We start from the raw sequence: 18,783 nt of genomic DNA, 5'->3' as shown, positions 1-18,783 counted from the left end.
CCCTCCTGGATGTCTCGTGCCGCTCGTCGTGCCGCTTTGTCGTGCGCCGCTTCCCGATGCGACGGGTTCGCATTCTATGCCTTTGCAAAAACAAGCTCACTTCTGTATTATCGAAAGCGGTTTTGCGTGGGACGCAACAATGAGAATCGAATGAAAAGAGGCGCGAAGGAAACCAGCATCGATCACATGGGCGCGATGCGCGCGTTCGTCAGGGTGGTCGAAACGGGGAGTTTTTCGGCGGTCGCGAAGGAGATGCACGTGTCGACGTCCACCGTCGCGCGCAAGGTCACGGCGATCGAGGAGGCCCTCGGTGTCGCACTGCTGCACCGCTCCACGCACAGCGTGACGCTCACCGAAGCCGGCCATATCTACCTGGAACGCGCCGTCACGCTGATCGCCGATCTCGACGACACGTTGCGCGTGGTCGCCGAGCTGAATGCGCAGCCGAGCGGGCCGCTGAAGCTCACCGCGCCGGTGGCGTTCGGCCGCCGCCATCTCGCGCCGCTGGTCGCACCGTTCCTCGCGCGCTACCCGACGATCCAGCTCGACGTGCGGCTCACCGACAACCACAACGACCTCGTGGCCGGCGGCTTCGATCTCGACATTCACGAGGGCGAGAACTACCTGGACAACCTCGTCGTCCACCGCCTGTCGCGCAACGACAGCATCCTGTGCGCGACGCCCGGCTACCTCGACCGTTGCGGGCGCCCGTCCACGCCGGACGATCTCAAGCAACACAACTGCCTGCGCTACGTGCACCCGGAAGGCGATCCGCGCTGGGATCTCGTGAAAGGCGACGTGCGTCACAGCGTGCTGCCGGCCGGCAACCTCGTCACCGACCATTCGGAGCTGCTGCTCGAAGCGACCTGCGCGGGGCTCGGCATCGCGGAGTTCGAGATCTGGCTGGTGCGCGACCTGCTCGCGAGCGGCCGGCTCGAAGCCGTGCTGCCGCGCTACCGGCTGCAGAACCGGCTGACGGGCGAATACATCTACATTGCCTATCTGGCGAACCGGCGCAGCTCGGCAAAGCTGCGCGTGCTGAAGGACTTTCTCCTCGAGCACCTCGCGCATATCGGCGAGCTATCGGCGCTGGAGCTGACGAAGATTCGCGGCGCGAGCGTGTAGCGCACGCGCCCTTGGTCGCGTTCGCACCGCTGCACACGGCCCGCGTCGCGGGCCACCGCGGCAGCCGCGCATTCACGCCGCTCAGGCCGTTCAGGCCGTTCAGGCCGCCTGCAATTCGAACGGGAACGTGGCGTGCCCGATCTCGACACCCTGCGTGTTGAGCATTCTCGGCCGATGGAAGCCGGCCAGCGGCGCGCGCTGCTCGGCCGTGCCGATCTGCAGCCGCTCGAGCAGTTCGCTGACGACCATGTAGAGCACGTCGAGATTGCCGTCCTCGATCTTCACCGAGATGCCGAGCGCGCCATCGGCGCCCAGCGCCCGCGTGCGCGCCGACGCACGCACGCCGATCCCGTAGCACGCATCGGCGCCGAGCTTGCCGACCACCTGCCCGTCGAACGCGTTCATCAGCACCGTGCAATAACGGCCTTCGCCAGCGACCAACTCCGGATACGCGGTCATTGCATGATGAATGCGCGCGAGCGCACGCACGCGATCGGTGATGTCGCCACCGCCCGCTTCCACCGTATCCGCCCCGTCGGCCAGCGATGCGTACAGACGCGCGAGCCGGTCCAGCGAAAACGCCGGCGTCGGCAGGTTGCATCCGTCGATCGCCCAGCCCACCTCGTCGTCGCGCAGCCCGCACGCATCGGCCACCACGTGCTTCACGCGTACCTGCATCGGATGGTCGGGCAGATGGTAATCGGCGATCGCGGCGCCGATCGCCTGCGCGCCGGCCAGCATCCCGACGTGCTTGCCCGAACAGTTGCTGCACACGCCCGTCGGCGTGTAGTCGCGCTTGATCCACGCGCGATACACCGCGTCCGACAACGGCGGATGTCCACCGCAACGCAAGTCCGATTCGTGCGCGGCGACCTTGGCGAGCATCGTGCGCGTGCGTTCGATGTGCCGGTCCTCGCTGCTGTGCGACGCGCACATCAGCGCGATATCCGCATCGTCGAAGCCGAAGCGTTCGGGCGCGCCGGTCTCGATCACCGACAGCGCCTGCGCCGGCTTGGCCGCCGAGCGCGCAAGCGTCATCCGGAACGGATCGCCGAACCGGGCCAGCAGCCTGCCGCGTGCATCGACCACCGCCACATGGGCGACGTGCGTGTTCTCGATCGCATCGCCTCGGTACGTGACGACTGCTGCGCGTTGGGTGTCCATCGTGTTTTGTCTCCATGCTCGGGGCCTGCTTGCCGGGGCCCGTCCAACCGGTACGGCAGTGTATCGAGTCGCCGCCGCGGCGCACCGGCCGGGCGATGAAAAGTGGTGTTGCACGCCGCGCAAAGGCAATCCGCCCCCCACGAAAGCCTGACCAAATTAGTACAAAAACCATTCGATCGTTTACAGAATTAGTACCAATCCGTACAATTGCGATCGCAAACGCGAATCATACGCATTTACATTGACGTTTTCCGACGCGCCGCGCTGCCTGCCCGGCATCGAGAAAACGCACCCGCTCACCGAACCTTCTGCTGCCTCTCGATATGCCCGCCCAGTTCAAGACGAGGCCTCGCGCCCTCGTATCGGCGCTGACCTGCTCCGTTTTCCTGACCCCGCTGCTCGCTTCCGCCGAAACCGCCCCTGCTCCCGCGCCCGCCGCCGATCAGCCGGCCCCGTCCGCCGACGTGCAGGCGACGCTGCCGACGATCACGGTTCAATCGACCGCGCCATCGGACATGCAGGTGAAGCGTTCGCCGTCGTACAAGTTCACCGCGCCGCTGCTCGACACGCCGCGTTCGGTCACGGTGATCCCCGAGCAACTGATCAAGGAGAAGAACGTCACGTCGTTCGCGGACGCGCTGCGCTCGGTGCCCGGCATCACGTTCCTCGGCGGCGATGCGGCCGCGAACCCGTCGGCCGACCGCCCGGTGATCCGCGGCTTCGAATCGCGCAACTCGATCTTCGTCGACGGGATGCGTGACTCTGGGCTGCAGAACCGCGAAACGTTCGCGGTCGAGCAGATCAGCGTGATCAAGGGCTCCGATTCGGTCTACGCGGGCCGCGGCTCGGTGGGCGGCAGCATCGACATCGTCACGAAGACGCCGAAGAACGACAACTTCATCAACAGCAGCATCGGCTTCGGCACCGACGGCTACAAGCGCGCGACGGTCGACGCGAACCACAAGATCAACGACACGACGGCCGTGCGCCTGAACGTGATGGGTCACGACGCGAACCAGGCCGGCCGCAACGACGTGTACAACAAGCGCTGGGGCGTCGCGCCGTCGATCGTGTTCGGGCTGAACACGCCGACCACGGTCACGGTCAGCTACTACCACATGAACTCGTACGACATGCCGGACTTCAGCGTGCCGTTCCGCGCGTCGGGCGGCACGCCGGTGCCGACCGATCGCGGCCAGTTCTTCGGGCTGAACACGCGCGACTACCGTTACGGGCAGACCGACACCGCCCAGGTGCGCGTCGAGCACAAGCTCAACGACGACTGGAAGCTGAAGAACACGACGATGTTCGGCCGCTCGACGCTCGATTACGTCGCGACGAACCCGCAGATCCTCGCGTCGAACCCGACCATGCTGAGCCTGCAGGCGAAGAGCGGCAAGTACGCGCTCAACGGCTTCTCGAACCAGACCGAAGTGACCGGCAGCGCGAACCTGTTCGGCATGAAGCACACGATGACGGCCGGCGTCGAGTTCAGCCATGAACAGGCCCGCTACGAGGGCTACCTCGTGTCGGATTCGGCCGGCGACAACATCCGCTCGGGCGGCCCGTGCTCGGTGGCCGGCAACTGCACGCCGCTCGCGGGCGGCTGGAACCCGAACATGCCGTGGACCGGCAGCATCGTGCTGAACGGCGACAAGGCCTTCCCCGGCGCGACGACGAACACGCGCACCGACACGGTTTCCGCGTACATCTTCGATACCGTGAAGCTGTCCGAGCGCTGGCAGTTCAATACGGGGCTGCGTTTCGACCGCTACGACACGACCGGCAAGCAGGCCGGGGTGGCCGATCTGTCGAACACGTCGAACCTGTTCAGCTACCAGTTCGGCCTCGTGTTCAAGCCGGTGAGCAACGTGAGCCTGTATGCGTCGTACGGCACGTCGTCGAACCCGCCGGGTTCGAACGGCGGCCTCGGCGGCGGCACCGACCAGATCACCGCGACGAACCAGGATCTCGCGCCGGAGCGTTCGCGCAACATCGAGATCGGCGCGAAGTGGGACGTGCTGCAGGATCAACTCTCGCTGACGTCGGCGCTGTTCCAGACCGAGAAGACCAACGCGCGCGTGAGCGACGGCCTCGGTCACACGGTCAACGCGGGCAAGCAGCGCGTGCGCGGCGTCGAATTCGGCTTCGCGGGCAACCTGAGCCCGAAGTGGCACGTGTTCGGCGGCTACTCGTACCTGAACGCGATCACGACCGATGCAGGCCCCGGCAGCCCGGGCGCATCGGGCCTGCCGATGGTGATGGTGCCCAAGCACAACTTCACGCTGTGGACGAGCTACGACGTGATGCCGAAGCTCACGCTCGGCGCCGGTGCGACGGTGATGAGCCAGACCTACGCGTCGGTATCCGCGACGACGAAAAAATGGACGCCCGGCTATGCACGCTTCGACGCAGCCGCGACGTGGCGCGTGAACAAGACGATGGATGTTCAACTGAACGTGCAGAACCTGTTCGACAAGAAGTATTACGCGAGCGCGTATCCGATCTATGCGACGTGGGCGCCGGGCCGCTCTGCGATGGTCACGCTCAACTTCTATCAGTAACGCTGCGGGCGGCGGGAGGGCTTGGTACGCCCTTCCCGGCCGCGCTCACCACGGCAGCGAGTACGTCTTCACGTTCGTGAAGCTCTTCATCGCTTCCTGCACGCCTTCCTTGTAGCCGAGCCCCGAATCCTTCACGCCGCCGACTTCAAGCTCGGTGATGAAGCGCGTGATGTGGTTGAAGCGGTTCGTGCAGACCGACGACGACAGTGCGAGCGTGCGCACTTCGTCGAGGTCGGTGTCTTCCATCACGATGATCGGATCGTTGCGCTGGAGCGCAACGCGATGCTCACGCTGAAGAAGATGACCTACCGGACGCTGACCGATGCGCGGTTGCTCGCAGCCGAGCTCGACCCGCTCGCCGTGCATGCGCCGACCACGCGCGCGACGCTCAACGATCTGCTGGAGAACGTGCCGAAGATGCGGGAAGCGGCTACGCGGCTCGCGCCGCTGCTGCATGCGGCCGACGGTGCGCCGCCGGGTTGATTGCCGGGTTGATTACCGTTACGCGCTAACGCGTCGAAACGTTCAAGCCAGGTGATAACGCAACCAGAAAGTCTCGCGGCAGGCGTTGTCGAACGTGATCCGCGTCGGGCCGATCGGCTGTGCATCGGGATGGCGGAGCACGTCGTAGTCGATCCAGCATTCCGCGCACAGCAGATCGGACGGCGCGCGGTCCTGCTCGACCGAGCGGCGCACGATCGCGCCGTTGTCGAAGCGGTATTCGGTTTCGTCGCGGGTGACCTCGACGTCGTCGTCGGTCCAGCGATCGTGCGACGTCGTGTGCGACACGATCGACACCGGCCCCGAGAGTCCGTGGATCGCGGCAACGTAGGAAATGAGCTTGTCCATGGCGAGGCGGCAAGAAGACAGATGGCCGCATCGCGCAACGCATGCGGCGCGATGCAACCCGAGCGGCGAGTATAGCCGCGTGCCGAAGACCTTGCCGCCGGCGGGGTTTCGCGCGCTACGCCTCCAGCGCGAGCAACGCGAACGTCGCGAGCCAGTGCTCGCCCATGTAGTCGCCGGCCACGTGCGCGAGTGCGCTCGCAAGATGCCGGTCGGCCCCCTCGAACAGCTTCGCGCGTCGCGCATCGCCTTCCGGCAGCGCGCCGGCGAGCGCGCGCTGGCACCACGCGCGGCTCAGGTTCAGCCCGTCGAGGTGCGCGATCTTGCCGTCGCTGCGATCGCTGACCGTCGCCGGCTCGAACAGCGTCGCCGGCTCGCCGCGCGCGAGATCGGGCAGGAAGCGCGCGAACCAGCCGTCGAATTCGGCAGCGGGCAGCACGCGCCGCATCAGCTCGGCCTCCATCAGCGCGGGCGACAGGAATTCGTCGCCCGACGGCTCCCACGCCTGGCACGCGACATCGTTCAGGTGCCAGCGCTTCGCGGTATCGACGATCAGCGCCGCGAGCCCGTCGCGCTGCGTGTCGCGCGCGAAATCGAGCGTGAGCGCCAGCGCGAACGCGGTGTTGAAGTGCGTGCCGACCCGCAGCGGATAGGTCGCTTTCGGCAGGAAGGTCTCGAAACGCGACACGAACAGGTCGGTCAGCGGCGCCATCGTCTTCGCCCAGCGCGCGGCCTGCGGCATCGCCCCCTTCAGCGCGAGCCGCTCCAGTTGCGCCGACAGCGCAAGCAGCCACGCCCAGCCGTACGGCCGCTCGAAGCCGCTGTTGTGCGGCAGCGCGAGATACGCGCGCTCGCCGGCGACGTTCGCATCGGTGAAGTGCGCATCGACGATCGCGACGATGCGCTCGGCCTCCGGCAATGCCGGGTAGCGTTCGAGCACGCGCAGCACGAGCCAGTAGCCGTGCACGCACGAATGCCAGTCGTAGCTGCCGTAGAAGATCGGGTGCAGCGCGCGCGGCCCCTGCACGTCGTGCGGACCTGCGAGCGAATGCGTGAGCTTGTTCGGATATTCGCGGGTCAGGTGCGCGAGCGCGAGCGACGCGAATTTCGAGGCGAGTTCGGGAGTCAGTCGGTCGGTCATTGGGGTCTCGTCAGAAGCGGAATGCGAACGCATACATCAGCAGCGTGTTCACGGCGAGCAGCAGCAAGGCCGTCGGCCACTGCACCTTGATCACGCCATTCTTGTCCTTCAGTTCGAGCAGCGCCGCCGGCACGATGTTGAAGTTCGCGGCCATCGGCGTCATCAGCGTACCGCAGAAGCCGCTCAGCATCCCGATCGCGCCGACGATCGCCGGGTTGCCGTGGAACTGGTGGACGATCAGCGGCAGGCCGATGCCGGCCGTCATCACGGGGAACGCGGCAAAGCCGTTGCCCATGATCATCGTGAACAGCGCCATGCCGACCGTGTAGGCCGCGACCACCGCGAACGGCGAATCGATCGGCACCCACTCCCTCACGAGCCCCGACACCACGCCGCCGACACCCGCGACCGCGAACAGCGCGCCGAGCGCCGCGAGCATCTGCGGCAGGATCGCGGCCCAGCCGACCGCGTCCATCGTGTGGCGTGCCTCCTTCACCGCATGCACGGGCGAATCGCGCAGCATCGCGAGCGCGACGGCGAACGCGACGAGCGTGCCGAGCACGAGCGAGATCAGCGTCACGCTCTTCTGCTCGACGAACGGCACGAGCTTCAACGCGAACGTGCCGATCAGCGTGACGACCGGAATCAGCAGCGCGGGGAGGAACAGCCTGTTGCCGAAACGCTGCGCGAGCGTCTCGCGCCGCGTGGCCGCCGCTTCCCCTGCTTCGTCGGACTTGCCGCGCCCGAGCTTGCCCGAGCCGGCGATCACCGCGAGCGCGATCGCGAGGCAGCCCGTCACGAAATGCGGCAGCAACGCGCCGAACAGGAACGTGACCGCGTAGATCGCCCAGAACGCGAAATTGACGACGCGACGCGGGTTCGTGCGATCGGTCAGGTTGAAGAACGCGAACGCGGCGAACATCAGCCCCGCGAGCGTGTACAGCGATTCGAGGCCGATCATCGTGCGCCCTCCTGCCCCACCAGGCCGAAGCCGCGCGTGAGCCGGCGGTCGAGCAGCGCGAGGCGCGTGCAGTGGATCAGGAGTGCCGCGATCGCGGTCGGGATCGCCCACACCGACAGGTGCAGCGGCTCGATCGAGATGCCGTTCTGTTCGAGAAAGCCCTTGATCAGCAGGATCGACTGGATCGCGATGAAGATGTCCTCGCCGAAGAACACGGCGACGTTGTCGGCGCCCGATGCGTGCGCGCGGATCTGCTGGCGCACCGAATCGGGCAGTTCGCCATGCCGGTTGACCGCGGCGGCCTCGGCCATCGGCGCGATCAGCGGCCGCACCATCTGCGCATGGCCGCCGAGCGACGTGAGGCCGAGCGCGGCCGTCGCCTGGCGCAGCACGAAGTACAGCATCAGCACGCGGCCCGTGGTGGCCGCGTGCACGCGCGAGATCATCCGCTTCGCCTGCTCCTTGAGCCCGTTGCGCTCGAGCAGCGCGATCACCGGCAGCGTCAGCCAGATGAGCCCCATATAGCGGTTTTCGGTGAACGCCTTGCCGAACGCGCTGACGATGTCGACGAGATTCAGCCCGCCCGCCAGCCCCGTCGCGAGCCCCGCGATCGTGACCACCAGCAGCGCATTGAAGCGCAGCGCAAAGCCGATCACGACGATCGGCACCCCAATCAGCACCAGCATTGCTCCTCCTTGGATCGGACGCGCGGCGCCTTGGCCTGCGCCGCCTGCCCGGTTTGGACCGGGCTCTGACGGCGCAATCTAACACGAGACTTTATCGACAAAAAGTCGACAATTTATTGCTTCGGGTAAACGTTGAAACGTGCGGACACCGTGCCCGGGCCATGTGTCGGTGGCGTTTCGTCGGAGGAATCGGGGGGTGCCGGACGGCGCGAACGCGCCGGTCGCGGCACGCGCGTCAGCGCCCCCGCAGGCGGCGCGCAGCGGGCCGCCGCGCGTGGCGGAGCACCGGTGCGCCGACTACACTGGAAAGCATCGGCAACGGACGGGAGAGCCGCCATGATTGACGTATTCCAGACCATCGGCAGCCGCGCGTTCTCCGCTCATCTGGCGAAGGACGGGATGGTGACGCTGATGGAGCAACGCCATGAGGTCGACCGCGTGACGCTCGCGACCGCGTATGCCGCGCTCGTCGAGGAGTCCGAGCAGGAAGCCGACCTGCTCGACGCGACGGTCGAAGGCATGATGCGCGCGCTGATCCAGGGGTACGCGCGCAGCCATTGACGGCGCGGCTGCGCCCGTCGAAGCGGACGACGGGACGGCCGGACGCGAGCGCTACGCGGCCGGCGTACCGGCGCCCGTGTCGAACCACCGGCCCGCGCGCAGTTGCCGGTAGTCGGCCTGCGTGAAGATCCTCAGCAGGTTCGCGACCGCGCCGTTGCTGGTCCGGTCGAGTTCCGTCATGAACGCTTCGACTTCGTCGCGGCCGGCAAACAGGATCGTGTGAAAGTAGCGTTCGCGCTGCGCGTCGGACAGGTTCGTTGCGCGCAGTTGATACGGATGGTGTAGCGCCGCGAACAGGAAATAGAAGCGCTCGGCGTCGTCGCGCAGCACGCGCACCGCGTCCGGATCGACCGGAAAATCGCGGTGGAACGACGCGTGCCCGCTCTCGATATGGATCCTGTACAGCATCCGGCCGTCGTGCTCGATCACGATCGGCGCGTACGGATCGCGGCTGACCAGTACGGTGTCGGGCGCGCTCATCCGGCATGCTCCCCGTCTTTTTTATCGAAGCCGCCACGGTAACATGGCTGCTTCCGCGGCCGGTCGCGCGGAAACCGCCGGACACGCATGCGCGGGCCGCCCCGGCTCCACGGCGCTCGGCAAACACCCCACAGTCATAGAGGAAACGCACTGAAACGGCACAATGCGCGAATTTTTCGATTGCCGCCGCCCGCGCCGCATGACAGCATTCGGGCGTCGCCAACCCAAAGAATGCCGTGCCGTCCGGCCGCCGATGCCGTCCCGCGGCGCCGAACAGGCAGCCCCTTCCATGAACCCGGCCCACCTCCAACATTACGAACCGACCGGAGAATTCCGCTTGTGAACATCGGCATCGTCAACGACCTCCCGCTTGCCGTCGAGGCGATGCGCCGCGCGATAGCGCGCCGGCCCGAGCACCGCGTGCTGTGGGTCGCGACCGACGGCGCGCAAGCCGTCGAGCTGTGCGCCGCGCAGCCGCCCGATGTCGTGCTGATGGACCTGATCATGCCGAAATTCGACGGGATCGAAGCAACGCGGCGGATCATGCGATCCGAACGACCGTGCGCGATCCTGATCGTGACGAGCTGCATCGGCGCGAATGCATGGCGCGTGTTCGAGGCGATGGGCGCCGGCGCGCTCGACGCGGTCGATACGCCGCGGCTCGGCGACGGCGCAGCCGGCGACACGACCCGCCTGCTGCTCGCGAAGATCGACCAGATCGGCCGCCTGCTCGACGCACCCGGCGGCACGCGCCTCGCCGGCACGGCCTCCCGCGCCGGCGGCGGGCCGCTGATCGCGATCGGCGCATCGGCCGGCGGCCCCGGCGCGCTCGCGTCGATTCTCGGCGGCCTGCCGGCCGATTTCAGTGCACCGATCGTGATCGTCCAGCACGTCGACCGCGCGTTCGCCGAGGGCATGGCGCAATGGCTCGACGGCCAGACGCCCCTCACCGTGCGCGTCGCGCACGAAGGCGACCGCCCGCAGCCCGGCGTCGCGCTGCTCGCCGCGACCGACGACCACCTGCGCATCACGCGTGCCGGCACGCTCGAATACACGCGCGAGCCGGCCGCCACGCCGTATCGCCCGTCGGTCGACGTGTTCTTCAACAGCCTGACCGAGCACTGGCCCGGCCGCGTGATCGGCGTGCTGCTCACCGGGATGGGCCGCGACGGCGCGATCGGCCTGAAGGCACTGCGGATGAAGGGCTACCATACGATCGCGCAGGACGAGGCGACGAGCGCCGTGTACGGCATGCCGAAAGCGGCCGCGACACTCGGCGCGGCGCGCGCGATCCTGCCGCTCGGGCGCATCGCGGGCGAGCTGGCGGCGCTCGCGAGAATCTGAGCCCGACGATGAACACGCGCAACACCATGCCTGCCCCTGCAACAACCGCAACAACCCGCATCGACCATGACCATTGACCCGACTCGCCCGCCAGGCGGCCACTACACGCCGCCCGTCGACGTGCCGGCGATGGTGCTGCTGGTCGATGACCAGACGATCGTCGCGGAAGCCGTGCGACGCGCGCTCGTCGACGAGGAAGGCATCGATTTCCACTACTGCCCGCGCTCGGACGACGCGATGGCCACCGCGATCGAGACGCGGCCGACCGTGATCCTGCAGGACCTCGTGATGCCCGGCACCGACGGGCTGAGCCTCGTGAAGGCGTACCGCGCGAACCCGGCGACGCGCGACGTGCCGATCATCGTGCTGTCGACGCAGGAAGAGCCAGTGATCAAGAGCGCCGCGTTCGCGGCCGGCGCGAACGACTACCTCGTGAAGCTGCCCGACCGCATCGAGCTCGTCGCGCGGGTGCGCTACCACTCGCGCTCGTACATGAACCTGCTGCAGCGCGACGAGGCCTATCGCGCGCTGCGGCAATCGCAGCAGCAGTTGCTCGAAGCCAATCTCGAGCTGCGGCGCCTCACCCATTCCGATGGCCTGACCGGGCTGTCGAACCGGCGCTATCTCGACGAATACCTCGCCGCCGAATGGCGGCGCGGCACGCGCGAGCGCAGCGAGCTGTCGCTGCTGATGATCGACGTCGACAACTTCAAGCTGTACAACGACACGTACGGCCACGTGTCGGGCGACAGCGTGCTCAAGCAGATCGCGTCGACCATCGAGCGCTGCCTCGGCCAGTCGGGCGATCTCGCCGCGCGTTTCGGCGGCGAGGAATTCGCGGTCGTGATGCCGGCCACGTCACCGGGCGCCGCGCGGCTGCTCGGCGAGAAGATCCGCCTCGCGATCGAGGCGCTGCGACTGCGGCACGCGCATTCGTCGACCGGCAACACCGTGACGATCAGCATCGGCGGTGCGAGCATCGTGCCGACGCCGGGCCTGCCGACGACCGTGCTGATCGAAGCCGCCGACCGCGCGCTCTATCGCGCGAAGCACGAAGGCAAGAACCGTGTCGAGATCGATGCGACGCCGACGACGCCGGTCCCCGGCGGTTTCGGCGGCCCACGCGTCGACTGAACACCGAACGCGTGCCCGCTCACATCGCGCCGAGCCGGCGCGCGTAGTCGTTCGGGTCCAGCGGGCGGCTGAACAGATAGCCCTGCTGCATGTCGCAGCCGATCTGCTGCAGGTACCACGATTGCGCCTGCGTCTCGACGCCTTCGGCCGTGACCTTCATCCCGAGCGAATGCGCCATCGCGACCACGGCCTGCGTGATCGCCACCGAGTCGTGATGATCGGGCACGCCTGACACGAACGAGCGGTCGACCTTCAGGTTGTGCAGCGGAAAGCGCTTCAGGTACGCGAGCGATGAATAGCCGGTGCCGAAATCGTCGACCGAGATCCGCACGTTCATGTCCGTGAGCGCCTCGAGCATCGGCAGCACGGTGTCCGTGTCGTTCATCAGCAGTCCTTCGGTGATCTCGAGTTCGAGCGCGCACGGATCGAGCCGAGTCTGCGCGAGGCAGCGCTCGACCGATTCGACGAGCCCTTCGTGGAACTGCCGCGGCGACAGGTTGACGGCCAGCATCATGTCGGGCGCGATCGTGCGGCGCCATTCGGCCGCCTGCCGGCACGCGGTTTCGAGCACCCACTGGCCGATCGCGACGATCAGCCCCGTATCTTCCGCGACCGGAATGAACTCCGCCGGCGATATCGGCCCGAGCTCGGGGCTCGTCCAGCGCAAGAGCGCCTCGGCGCCGACCGTGCGGCCGCTGCGCGCATCGACGACGGGCTGGTACGCGAGCCGCAGCATGTCCGACGAAAGCGCGCGCCGCAGCGACTGCTCGATCGCGAAGCGGCGCTGCAGCCGCAGGTTGAGCTGCGCGGTGAAGAACGTGAAGTGGTTGCGGCCGCGCTGCTTCGCGTCGTACATCGCCGAATCGGCATTGCGCATCAGCGTGACGGCATCGTCGCCGTCGCGCGGCGCGACGCTGATCCCGATCGACACGCCGAGCCAGTATTCGTTGTTCGCGATGGCAAACGGCTTGGCGATCGCGTCGATCACCTCCCGCGCGAGCACCGCGAGCCGGTCGGGATCGTCGCAATCGTCGACGAGGATCACGAACTCGTCACCGCCGACCCGCGTCAGCGCGTACTGGCCGCCGCCGCACGCCGCGAGCCGCGCCGCCACGCTGCGCAGCAGCGCGTCGCCCACGTCGTGACCGGCCGTGTCGTTGACCTTCTTGAAACCGACGAGATCGATGAACAGGATCGCGACGCGCGCGGGCCCGCCGGCCGCCGCATCGTGTCCGCCGAACAGCTCGCGCATGCGGTCGCCGAGCCAGCGGCGGTTGTAGAGGCCCGTCAGCGCATCGCGCGTCGCCAGGTAGCGCAACTGCTGCTGCGCTTCGCGCACGGGGCCGATGTCGTTGAACGACACGAGCACCGAGTCGGCCTGCTTCTCGCCGGGCCTCACGATCGGCACCGCGTTGCCGCGCACCCAGATGATGTCGCCGTCCGCGAGGCCGAAGCCGACCGTGTAGTCGAGCTGCGGCGTGGCCGTCTCGAGCGCGCGCCGGCTCGGCCAGTCGTCGGGTGCGATCGGCGTGCCGTCCTCGTGCAGCTTGCGCAGGATCACCGTCGTCAGCCGGCGGCCGACGAGGTCGCCCTTCACGCGCATCATCCGGTTCGCACTCGGGTTGCTCGCGATCACGACGCCGTCGCGCGATACCACGAGGATCCCTTCGTTCAGGCTGTTGACCACGAGCCGGTGATGTTCCTCGCTGCGCGCGAGCTGTCGCGCGATCCGGTCCTGGTGCACCGCGAGGCCGACGCTGTTGCCGATATCGCGCAACAGTGCGGTTTCCTCGTCGCCCGGCCGGCGTGGCGCGCGGTGATAGACGGCGAACGCGCCGAGCACGACGCCCGCCTCGTCGAGGAACGGCACCGACCAGCATGCGCGCAAGCCCAGCGGCAGTGCGACCGCACGGTAATCGGCCCACAGGGGATCGGTTTCGATGTCTTCGACGACGACCATCCGGCGCAGGTACATCGCCGTGCCGCACGAGCCGGCCGCGGGCCCGATCGGCGCGCCTTCGATCGCCGTGCTGTACTGCGCGGGCAGCGATGGCGCTGCGCCGACGTGCACATGCGTGCCGTCGCTATCGAGCAGCAGGATCGTGCACGATGCACCGTCGCCGAGCAAAGCTTCAGCGCGCCGGCAGACTTCGACGAGCAGCTCCGGCAGCGGTGTGTTGCGCGTGATCAGCCTCAGCACGCTTTGCTCGGACGCGAGCACTTCCGCCGCGAGCCCGAGACTGTAACGAGAACTTTGCGGTTCGGTATTCAAGATGAATCCTGCCGTCTGTCCGATCGGGTCTGATGCGCCCGATTCGTTTTCGATCCTTCGTGCCGCTTTTCGCTCCGGGTTTACGCCGATGCCCGGTGCGCCCCGTATTGCGCGCGGTGCCAACGCGCGCCGAAGTACATTTAACACCAATCCGCGACAAGCGGCGCATCCGCGTGCATAGGGGTTACGCGTGGTCCGCTCGGCGGTTGCAGCCGGCAGTCAGCTCGCCGAAAGACTTGCGCGCGGCGCGACGGCCCGGGGCCACGCCGAGCGTGGTGCGCGGCGAGCATGCAAACCGTTCGTCAGATTGTGGCGGCGACAGGCCTGCGTCCGCGAACTCGACGAGCAGGCCGCACGACCTCGCTGTCGGCCAAGCCGCCATTCCCTATCCGTGATTCAATGACGATCGAGCCGGCGTCGCGCATTCCGGCGGCACGGCGATTCGCCACCTCATCGATCGACCCTCACTGGATCACCATGACGAACCCTGCCGAAATCAAGGCGCTCGTTTTCGATGTCTTCGGAACGATCGTCGACTGGAGAAGCGGCGTCGCACGCGGCGCCGCCGCGTTCCTCGACCGCCATGCCCCCTCGCTCGACCCGCTCGAATTCGCCGATGCGTGGCGGGCCGAATATTCGCCGTCGATGGAAGAAATCCGCAGCGGGCGCCGCCGCTACGTGCGCCTCGACGTGCTGCACCGCGAGAACCTGGTCCGCACGCTCGACCGCTACGGGATCGTCGACGTGCCGGACGCCGACATCGACGCGCTCAACCTCGCGTGGCACAGCCTCGACCCGTGGCCCGACGCCGTCGCGGCGCTGCAACGGCTGAAGCGACGCTACATCATCGCGCCGCTGTCGAACGGCAACATCCGGCTGATGGTCGACGTCGCGAAACGCGCGGGGCTGCCGTGGGATGCGATTCTCGGCGCGGAGGTCGTCCGCGCGTACAAGCCGTCGCCGCAGGTCTATAGCGATACGGTCGAGATTCTCGGCGTCGCACCAGCCGAACTGTGCCTGGTCGCCGCGCACAACGGCGATCTCGCGGCCGCGCGCCGGCAGGGGCTGTCGACCGCGTTCGTGCTGCGGCCGACCGAACACGGGCCCGGCCAGACGACCGACCTGAAAGCCGACGACGCGTGGGACTTCGACGTCAAGGACCTGAACGAACTCGCGGACCGGCTCGAGTGCCCGCGTTGAAAACCGGGTTCCGGTGCGCGATCGCGAGGAGGCCGGCGGCTTGTCGAACGCCGGCTCCCACGGCCTAGCGCGCCGGCGCCATCCCGACCGCCTGCCCTTGCGCCGCCGTCGCGAGACGCCGCCAGTTGCGGGCCGCATACCGGTGCGCCTGCTGCAACGCGAGCCACAACCCGATCTGCCGGACCGGCCTGAAAAGGCCGCGTGCACTGAACACGGTGCGCCGCTCGACGCGCGTCCTGCCGCCTTCGATGGGCGTCAGCGTGAATTCGTCCTCGAGCAGGCCGACCCAGTCGCGGCACCACACCGTCGACGCCACCATCCGGTAACGCAGCCGGCGATGCTCGTCGAGCACGAGAATCCGCTGGTCGATGGTGCCCCGATCGGTCGTGCACTGCCGCGTGTTGCCGACGGCCGGCACGCCTTCCAGCACGCGGCAACTGACCGGCTTCGGCACGCCGAGGTGGAACAGCAACGGCCGCGTGTCGTCCATCCGCGCATGGAGAAAATGCGGCCAGACATGCTCGGGCCGACAATCGAACGTCCACTGCGAGTGAATTTCCACGACCGTCTCCTGGCGGCTGTCGGTGCCGACATCATGGCACAACCGCCCCGCCGCCTCCGCTACTTCACGACCGCGCGCCAAGCCGTTCGCGCGTAGATGAGCAGCAACGGCAGCAGTGCGAGCGCGAACAGCAGGGTGAGCGCCAGCACCCACACCGGCCACTGCTGCGGATTCCCGCGCGCCCAGATCTGCGTTTCCCCGATAACCGGCCGGATCTTCGTCGGCCGCTTTTTTCGTCCAGATCGATCACATCGTCGCCGTCGCCGTCGCCCCCTCGCTCCGCTATTCCGGCTCGCCGACGAATCTCAGCTTCCCCGACTCCCCCGACAGCAGCGCGCGGTTCGCATCCGCCGCCGCACGCAGGTAATCCCACAGCGCGGTCACGCGCCGCAGCTTGCGCAGATCCTCGCGGCACGTCAGCCAGAAGCACCGCGTGACGACCACGTCGTCCCGCAACACCGGCACCAGCGCCGGCTGTGTGGCCGCCATGAAGCACGGCAGGATCGCCAGCCCGCCGCCCTGCAGCGCCGCGAAATACTGCGCGATCACGCTCGTCGTGCGCAGGCCGGCCGTCGCGCCCGGCACCGCTCGGTCCAGGTACAGCAATTCGTTGCTGAATGCGAGATCGTCGACGTAGCTGATGAACGCGTGCTGCGCGAGATCGTCCTTGCACGTAATCGGCGCGTGGTTCGCGAGATAGTCGCGCGTCGCATAAAGCCGCAGCTGGTAGTCGCACAGCTTGGTGACCACGTAAGGCCCGCGCTCGGGCCGCTCGAGCGTGATCGCCAGGTCCGCCTCGCGCTTGGGCAGGTTGACGAAATGCGGCACCGGCAGCAGGTCGACCGTCACGTGCGGATGCTCGGCGCGAAACTGCGCGAGCTGCGGCGCGAGAAAGAAGCAGCCGAACCCTTCGGTCGACCCGATCCGCACATGGCCCGACAGCGCCTCGCCCGTATTCGCGACCTGGTCGCACGCGGACTGCACGGTCGTCTCCATCGCGTCCGCATACGCGACGAGGCGCTGGCCTTCGGCCGTCAGCGTGAAGCCGCCGGAGCGCGACTTGTCGAACAGCAGCGTGCCCATCGCGGCCTCGAGCGCGCGAATGCGCCGCGCGACGGTCGTGTAGTCGACGCCCAGCCGCTTCGCGGCGCCGCTCGCGCGCTGCGTGCGTGCGACTTCGAGGAAAAAGCGCAGGTCGTCCCAGTTCAGGTTGCCGGAAACCGGCTCGGTGGCGTGTCGCATTAGCGAGGGAAAAAGGGGCTGGAGTCTCCGGGCCGGACGTCGATATGCATAAATGCATATCCAACCGGTTTCTTTATCGGTACATCATGAATCTGCGCATAACTATACTCGACCGTGACCTGCGGACCATGAGCCGCGGGCAATAAATACGGAGACACCATGCAGACCCGATCCACCCTCGATGAGCATGCGACCATCGCGGCGCCGGCGCCCGAGCGCACCGCGAAGCACTACCTGCTGGCCGGCTGGGCCAGCATGGCCGGCACCACGATCGAGTGGTACGACTTCTTCCTCTACGGCACCGCCGCCGCCCTCGTCTTCAATCGCATCTTCTTCCCGTCGCTGGACCCGGTCGTCGGCACGCTCGCCGCGTTCGGCACGTTCGCGGTCGGCTTCATCGGGCGGCCGATGGGCGGCATCGTGTTCGGCCACTTCGGCGACCGCATCGGCCGCAAGTCGATGCTGATGATCACGCTGCTGCTGATGGGCGTGCCGAGCATGATCATCGGGCTGATCCCGTCGTACGACCACATCGGCTACTGGGCCGCCGCGCTCCTGATCGCCATGCGCTTCCTGCAGGGGATGGCCGTCGGCGGCGAATGGGGCGGCGCGGTGCTGATGGCCGTCGAGCACGCGCCGAAGGGCCGCAAGGGGCTGTTCGGCAGCCTGCCGCAGACGGGCGTCGGGCTCGGCCTGATCCTGTCGTCGGTCGCGATGGCCGCGGTGGCCGCGCTGCCGGAAGCCGACATGCTGTCGTGGGGCTGGCGCGTGCCGTTCCTCGCGAGCATCGCGCTCGTCGGCCTCGGCTGGTTCATCCGCGCGAAGGTGCCCGAATCGCCCGACTTCGAGAAGATGCAGCGCCAGGGCAAGGCCGAGAAATCGCCGGTGACGGCCGCGCTGCGCCGTCATCCGCGCGAGGTGCTGACGATCGTCGGCGCGCGCGCCGCCGAGAACACCTGGTTCTACATGGTCGTCACGTTCGCGCTCGCTTACGCGACGCAGCAGCTGCACCTGCCGAAGGCCGAGATGCTGCACGCGATCACGGCCGGCGCGGCGCTCTCGCTCGTCACGATGCCGCTGTGCGGACACCTGAGCGACCGCATCGGCCAGCGCCGGATGTTCGCGATCGGCCTCGTGCTGATGTGCGCGTTCGCCGCGCCGTTCTTCCTGATGCTCGGCACGCAGCAGGTGTCGTACGCGTGGTGGGCGATCGTGCTCGGCCTCGGCGTCGTGTTCCCGATCCTGTACGCACCGGAATCGCTGCTGTTCGCACAGCAGTTCCCCGCGGAAATCCGCTACAGCGGCATCTCGCTGTCGGTGCAGCTGGCGGGCGTGATCGGCGGCGGATTCGCGCCGATAATCGCGACGTCGCTGCTCAAGGCCGGCGGCGGCCAGCCGCACTACGTGATCGCGTACCTCGTCGGCTTCGGCGTGTTCGCGCTCATGTGCACCGCGTTGATGCGACCGGCACGCGCCTGAGCACGCCGGCCTGCATTCGATC

At 67.6% G+C, this 18,783-nt stretch carries 16 protein-coding genes and 2 pseudogenes; 8 read left to right on the top strand and 10 right to left on the bottom strand.

Features of this window, described 5'->3' with window-relative positions; translation table 11 throughout:
- Positions 1-150 precede the first annotated feature (150 nt).
- Entirely contained in the window at positions 151-1,125 is a 975-nt protein-coding gene (locus FFS49_RS26175) for a LysR family transcriptional regulator (RefSeq protein ID WP_105816114.1), read from the top strand.
- Positions 1,126-1,224: 99 nt separating this feature from the next.
- Here the strand turns inward: FFS49_RS26175 and FFS49_RS26170 are convergent, their stop codons facing one another.
- A complete protein-coding gene (locus FFS49_RS26170) occupies positions 1,225-2,289 on the bottom strand; it encodes an asparaginase (protein WP_105816115.1) in 1,065 nt (354 codons plus the stop codon).
- A gap of 323 nt (positions 2,290-2,612) precedes the next feature.
- Between FFS49_RS26170 and FFS49_RS26165 the strand changes: the two genes are divergently transcribed.
- Entirely contained in the window at positions 2,613-4,853 is a 2,241-nt protein-coding gene (locus FFS49_RS26165; protein WP_105816116.1) for a TonB-dependent receptor, read from the top strand.
- A gap of 45 nt (positions 4,854-4,898) precedes the next feature.
- On the opposite strand, the pseudogene FFS49_RS26160 reads toward FFS49_RS26165, so the two are convergent.
- A pseudogene (locus FFS49_RS26160) lies at positions 4,899-5,063 on the bottom strand (phosphonoacetaldehyde dehydrogenase); the annotation flags it as partial.
- 45 nt (positions 5,064-5,108) lie between these two features.
- Between FFS49_RS26160 and FFS49_RS26155 the strand changes: the two are divergent.
- A pseudogene (locus FFS49_RS26155) lies at positions 5,109-5,336 on the top strand (IclR family transcriptional regulator); the annotation flags it as partial.
- 42 nt (positions 5,337-5,378) lie between these two features.
- On the opposite strand, the gene FFS49_RS26150 reads toward FFS49_RS26155, so the two are convergent.
- The 4 genes from FFS49_RS26150 to FFS49_RS26135 form a co-directional block, all read right to left on the bottom strand.
- Positions 5,379-5,702 carry a hypothetical protein gene (locus FFS49_RS26150; RefSeq protein WP_011355604.1) on the bottom strand — a complete coding sequence of 108 codons (324 nt, stop codon included), beginning with the start codon at positions 5,700-5,702 and terminating at the stop codon, positions 5,379-5,381.
- A 115-nt stretch (positions 5,703-5,817) separates the two neighbouring features.
- On the bottom strand, positions 5,818-6,840 hold the full coding sequence (locus tag FFS49_RS26145) for a DUF2891 domain-containing protein (RefSeq protein ID WP_105816117.1): 1,023 nt from the start codon (positions 6,838-6,840) through the stop codon (positions 5,818-5,820).
- A gap of 10 nt (positions 6,841-6,850) precedes the next feature.
- Complete coding sequence (locus tag FFS49_RS26140; protein WP_071332827.1) at positions 6,851-7,801, bottom strand: DUF979 domain-containing protein; 951 nt, start codon at positions 7,799-7,801, stop codon at positions 6,851-6,853.
- Complete coding sequence (locus tag FFS49_RS26135) at positions 7,798-8,487, bottom strand: DUF969 domain-containing protein (protein WP_039357296.1); 690 nt, start codon at positions 8,485-8,487, stop codon at positions 7,798-7,800. The genes FFS49_RS26140 and FFS49_RS26135 overlap by 4 nt, the downstream gene beginning before the upstream one ends.
- 336 nt (positions 8,488-8,823) lie before the next feature.
- On the opposite strand from FFS49_RS26135, the gene FFS49_RS26130 reads away from it, so the two are divergent.
- Positions 8,824-9,048 carry a hypothetical protein gene (locus FFS49_RS26130; RefSeq protein WP_039357299.1) on the top strand — a complete coding sequence of 75 codons (225 nt, stop codon included), beginning with the start codon at positions 8,824-8,826 and terminating at the stop codon, positions 9,046-9,048.
- 51 nt (positions 9,049-9,099) lie between these two features.
- Here FFS49_RS26130 and FFS49_RS26125 read toward each other — a convergent pair whose 3' ends face one another.
- The gene (locus FFS49_RS26125; RefSeq protein ID WP_105816118.1) at positions 9,100-9,528 is read right to left on the bottom strand and encodes a hypothetical protein; all 429 of its coding nucleotides are present in this window, start codon (positions 9,526-9,528) and stop codon (positions 9,100-9,102) included.
- Between the two features lie 339 nt (positions 9,529-9,867).
- Here FFS49_RS26125 and FFS49_RS26120 point away from each other — a divergent pair, with 339 nt between their 5' ends.
- Both FFS49_RS26120 and FFS49_RS26115 read left to right on the top strand, forming a co-directional pair.
- Positions 9,868-10,872: a chemotaxis response regulator protein-glutamate methylesterase gene (locus tag FFS49_RS26120; protein WP_039357305.1), complete on the top strand. Its 1,005-nt coding sequence runs from the start codon at positions 9,868-9,870 to the stop codon at positions 10,870-10,872.
- Positions 10,873-10,938: 66 nt separating this feature from the next.
- Positions 10,939-12,006 carry a PleD family two-component system response regulator gene (locus tag FFS49_RS26115; RefSeq protein ID WP_071332830.1) on the top strand — a complete coding sequence of 356 codons (1,068 nt, stop codon included), beginning with the start codon at positions 10,939-10,941 and terminating at the stop codon, positions 12,004-12,006.
- A gap of 19 nt (positions 12,007-12,025) precedes the next feature.
- Here the strand turns inward: FFS49_RS26115 and FFS49_RS26110 are convergent, their stop codons facing one another.
- Positions 12,026-14,278: an EAL domain-containing protein gene (locus tag FFS49_RS26110; RefSeq protein WP_105816119.1), complete on the bottom strand. Its 2,253-nt coding sequence runs from the start codon at positions 14,276-14,278 to the stop codon at positions 12,026-12,028.
- A gap of 477 nt (positions 14,279-14,755) precedes the next feature.
- On the opposite strand from FFS49_RS26110, the gene FFS49_RS26105 reads away from it, so the two are divergent.
- Positions 14,756-15,478, top strand: coding sequence for a haloacid dehalogenase type II (locus FFS49_RS26105; protein WP_071333647.1), 723 nt, complete (start codon positions 14,756-14,758; stop codon positions 15,476-15,478).
- A gap of 64 nt (positions 15,479-15,542) precedes the next feature.
- Here the strand turns inward: FFS49_RS26105 and FFS49_RS26100 are convergent, their stop codons facing one another.
- Together FFS49_RS26100 and FFS49_RS26090 are read right to left on the bottom strand one after the other, a co-directional pair.
- Complete coding sequence (locus FFS49_RS26100) at positions 15,543-16,040, bottom strand: SRPBCC family protein (protein ID WP_105816146.1); 498 nt, start codon at positions 16,038-16,040, stop codon at positions 15,543-15,545.
- A gap of 282 nt (positions 16,041-16,322) precedes the next feature.
- Positions 16,323-17,282, bottom strand: a complete 960-nt coding sequence (locus FFS49_RS26090) for a LysR family transcriptional regulator (RefSeq protein ID WP_105816121.1) — start codon at positions 17,280-17,282, stop codon at positions 16,323-16,325.
- A gap of 159 nt (positions 17,283-17,441) precedes the next feature.
- On the opposite strand from FFS49_RS26090, the gene FFS49_RS26085 reads away from it, so the two are divergent.
- Positions 17,442-18,761 carry an MFS transporter gene (locus tag FFS49_RS26085; RefSeq protein ID WP_105816122.1) on the top strand — a complete coding sequence of 440 codons (1,320 nt, stop codon included), beginning with the start codon at positions 17,442-17,444 and terminating at the stop codon, positions 18,759-18,761.
- Positions 18,762-18,783: the final 22 nt, after the last annotated feature.

This window comes from Burkholderia sp. 4NA327C6 (genome assembly GCF_005502655.1).
GTDB classification, from domain to species: Bacteria; Pseudomonadota; Gammaproteobacteria; order Burkholderiales; family Burkholderiaceae; genus Burkholderia; species Burkholderia contaminans.
Note: the sequence above shows the minus strand (reverse complement) of the source record. Positions and strands in the feature narration are given on the sequence as shown.

What these genes read in the sequence shown, in the direction of transcription:
- FFS49_RS26175 (WP_105816114.1), top strand. Translation starts at nt 151, where the DNA reads ATGAAAAGAGGCGCGAAGGAAACCAGCATCGATCACATGGGCGCGATG.
- FFS49_RS26170 (WP_105816115.1), bottom strand. Translation starts at nt 2,289, where the DNA reads ATGGACACCCAACGCGCAGCAGTCGTCACGTACCGAGGCGATGCGATC.
- FFS49_RS26165 (WP_105816116.1), top strand. Translation starts at nt 2,613, where the DNA reads ATGCCCGCCCAGTTCAAGACGAGGCCTCGCGCCCTCGTATCGGCGCTG.
- FFS49_RS26150 (WP_011355604.1), bottom strand. Translation starts at nt 5,702, where the DNA reads ATGGACAAGCTCATTTCCTACGTTGCCGCGATCCACGGACTCTCGGGG.
- FFS49_RS26145 (WP_105816117.1), bottom strand. Translation starts at nt 6,840, where the DNA reads ATGACCGACCGACTGACTCCCGAACTCGCCTCGAAATTCGCGTCGCTC.
- FFS49_RS26140 (WP_071332827.1), bottom strand. Translation starts at nt 7,801, where the DNA reads ATGATCGGCCTCGAATCGCTGTACACGCTCGCGGGGCTGATGTTCGCC.
- FFS49_RS26135 (WP_039357296.1), bottom strand. Translation starts at nt 8,487, where the DNA reads ATGCTGGTGCTGATTGGGGTGCCGATCGTCGTGATCGGCTTTGCGCTG.
- FFS49_RS26130 (WP_039357299.1), top strand. Translation starts at nt 8,824, where the DNA reads ATGATTGACGTATTCCAGACCATCGGCAGCCGCGCGTTCTCCGCTCAT.
- FFS49_RS26125 (WP_105816118.1), bottom strand. Translation starts at nt 9,528, where the DNA reads ATGAGCGCGCCCGACACCGTACTGGTCAGCCGCGATCCGTACGCGCCG.
- FFS49_RS26115 (WP_071332830.1), top strand. Translation starts at nt 10,939, where the DNA reads ATGACCATTGACCCGACTCGCCCGCCAGGCGGCCACTACACGCCGCCC.
- FFS49_RS26105 (WP_071333647.1), top strand. Translation starts at nt 14,756, where the DNA reads ATGACGAACCCTGCCGAAATCAAGGCGCTCGTTTTCGATGTCTTCGGA.
- FFS49_RS26090 (WP_105816121.1), bottom strand. Translation starts at nt 17,282, where the DNA reads ATGCGACACGCCACCGAGCCGGTTTCCGGCAACCTGAACTGGGACGAC.
- FFS49_RS26085 (WP_105816122.1), top strand. Translation starts at nt 17,442, where the DNA reads ATGCAGACCCGATCCACCCTCGATGAGCATGCGACCATCGCGGCGCCG.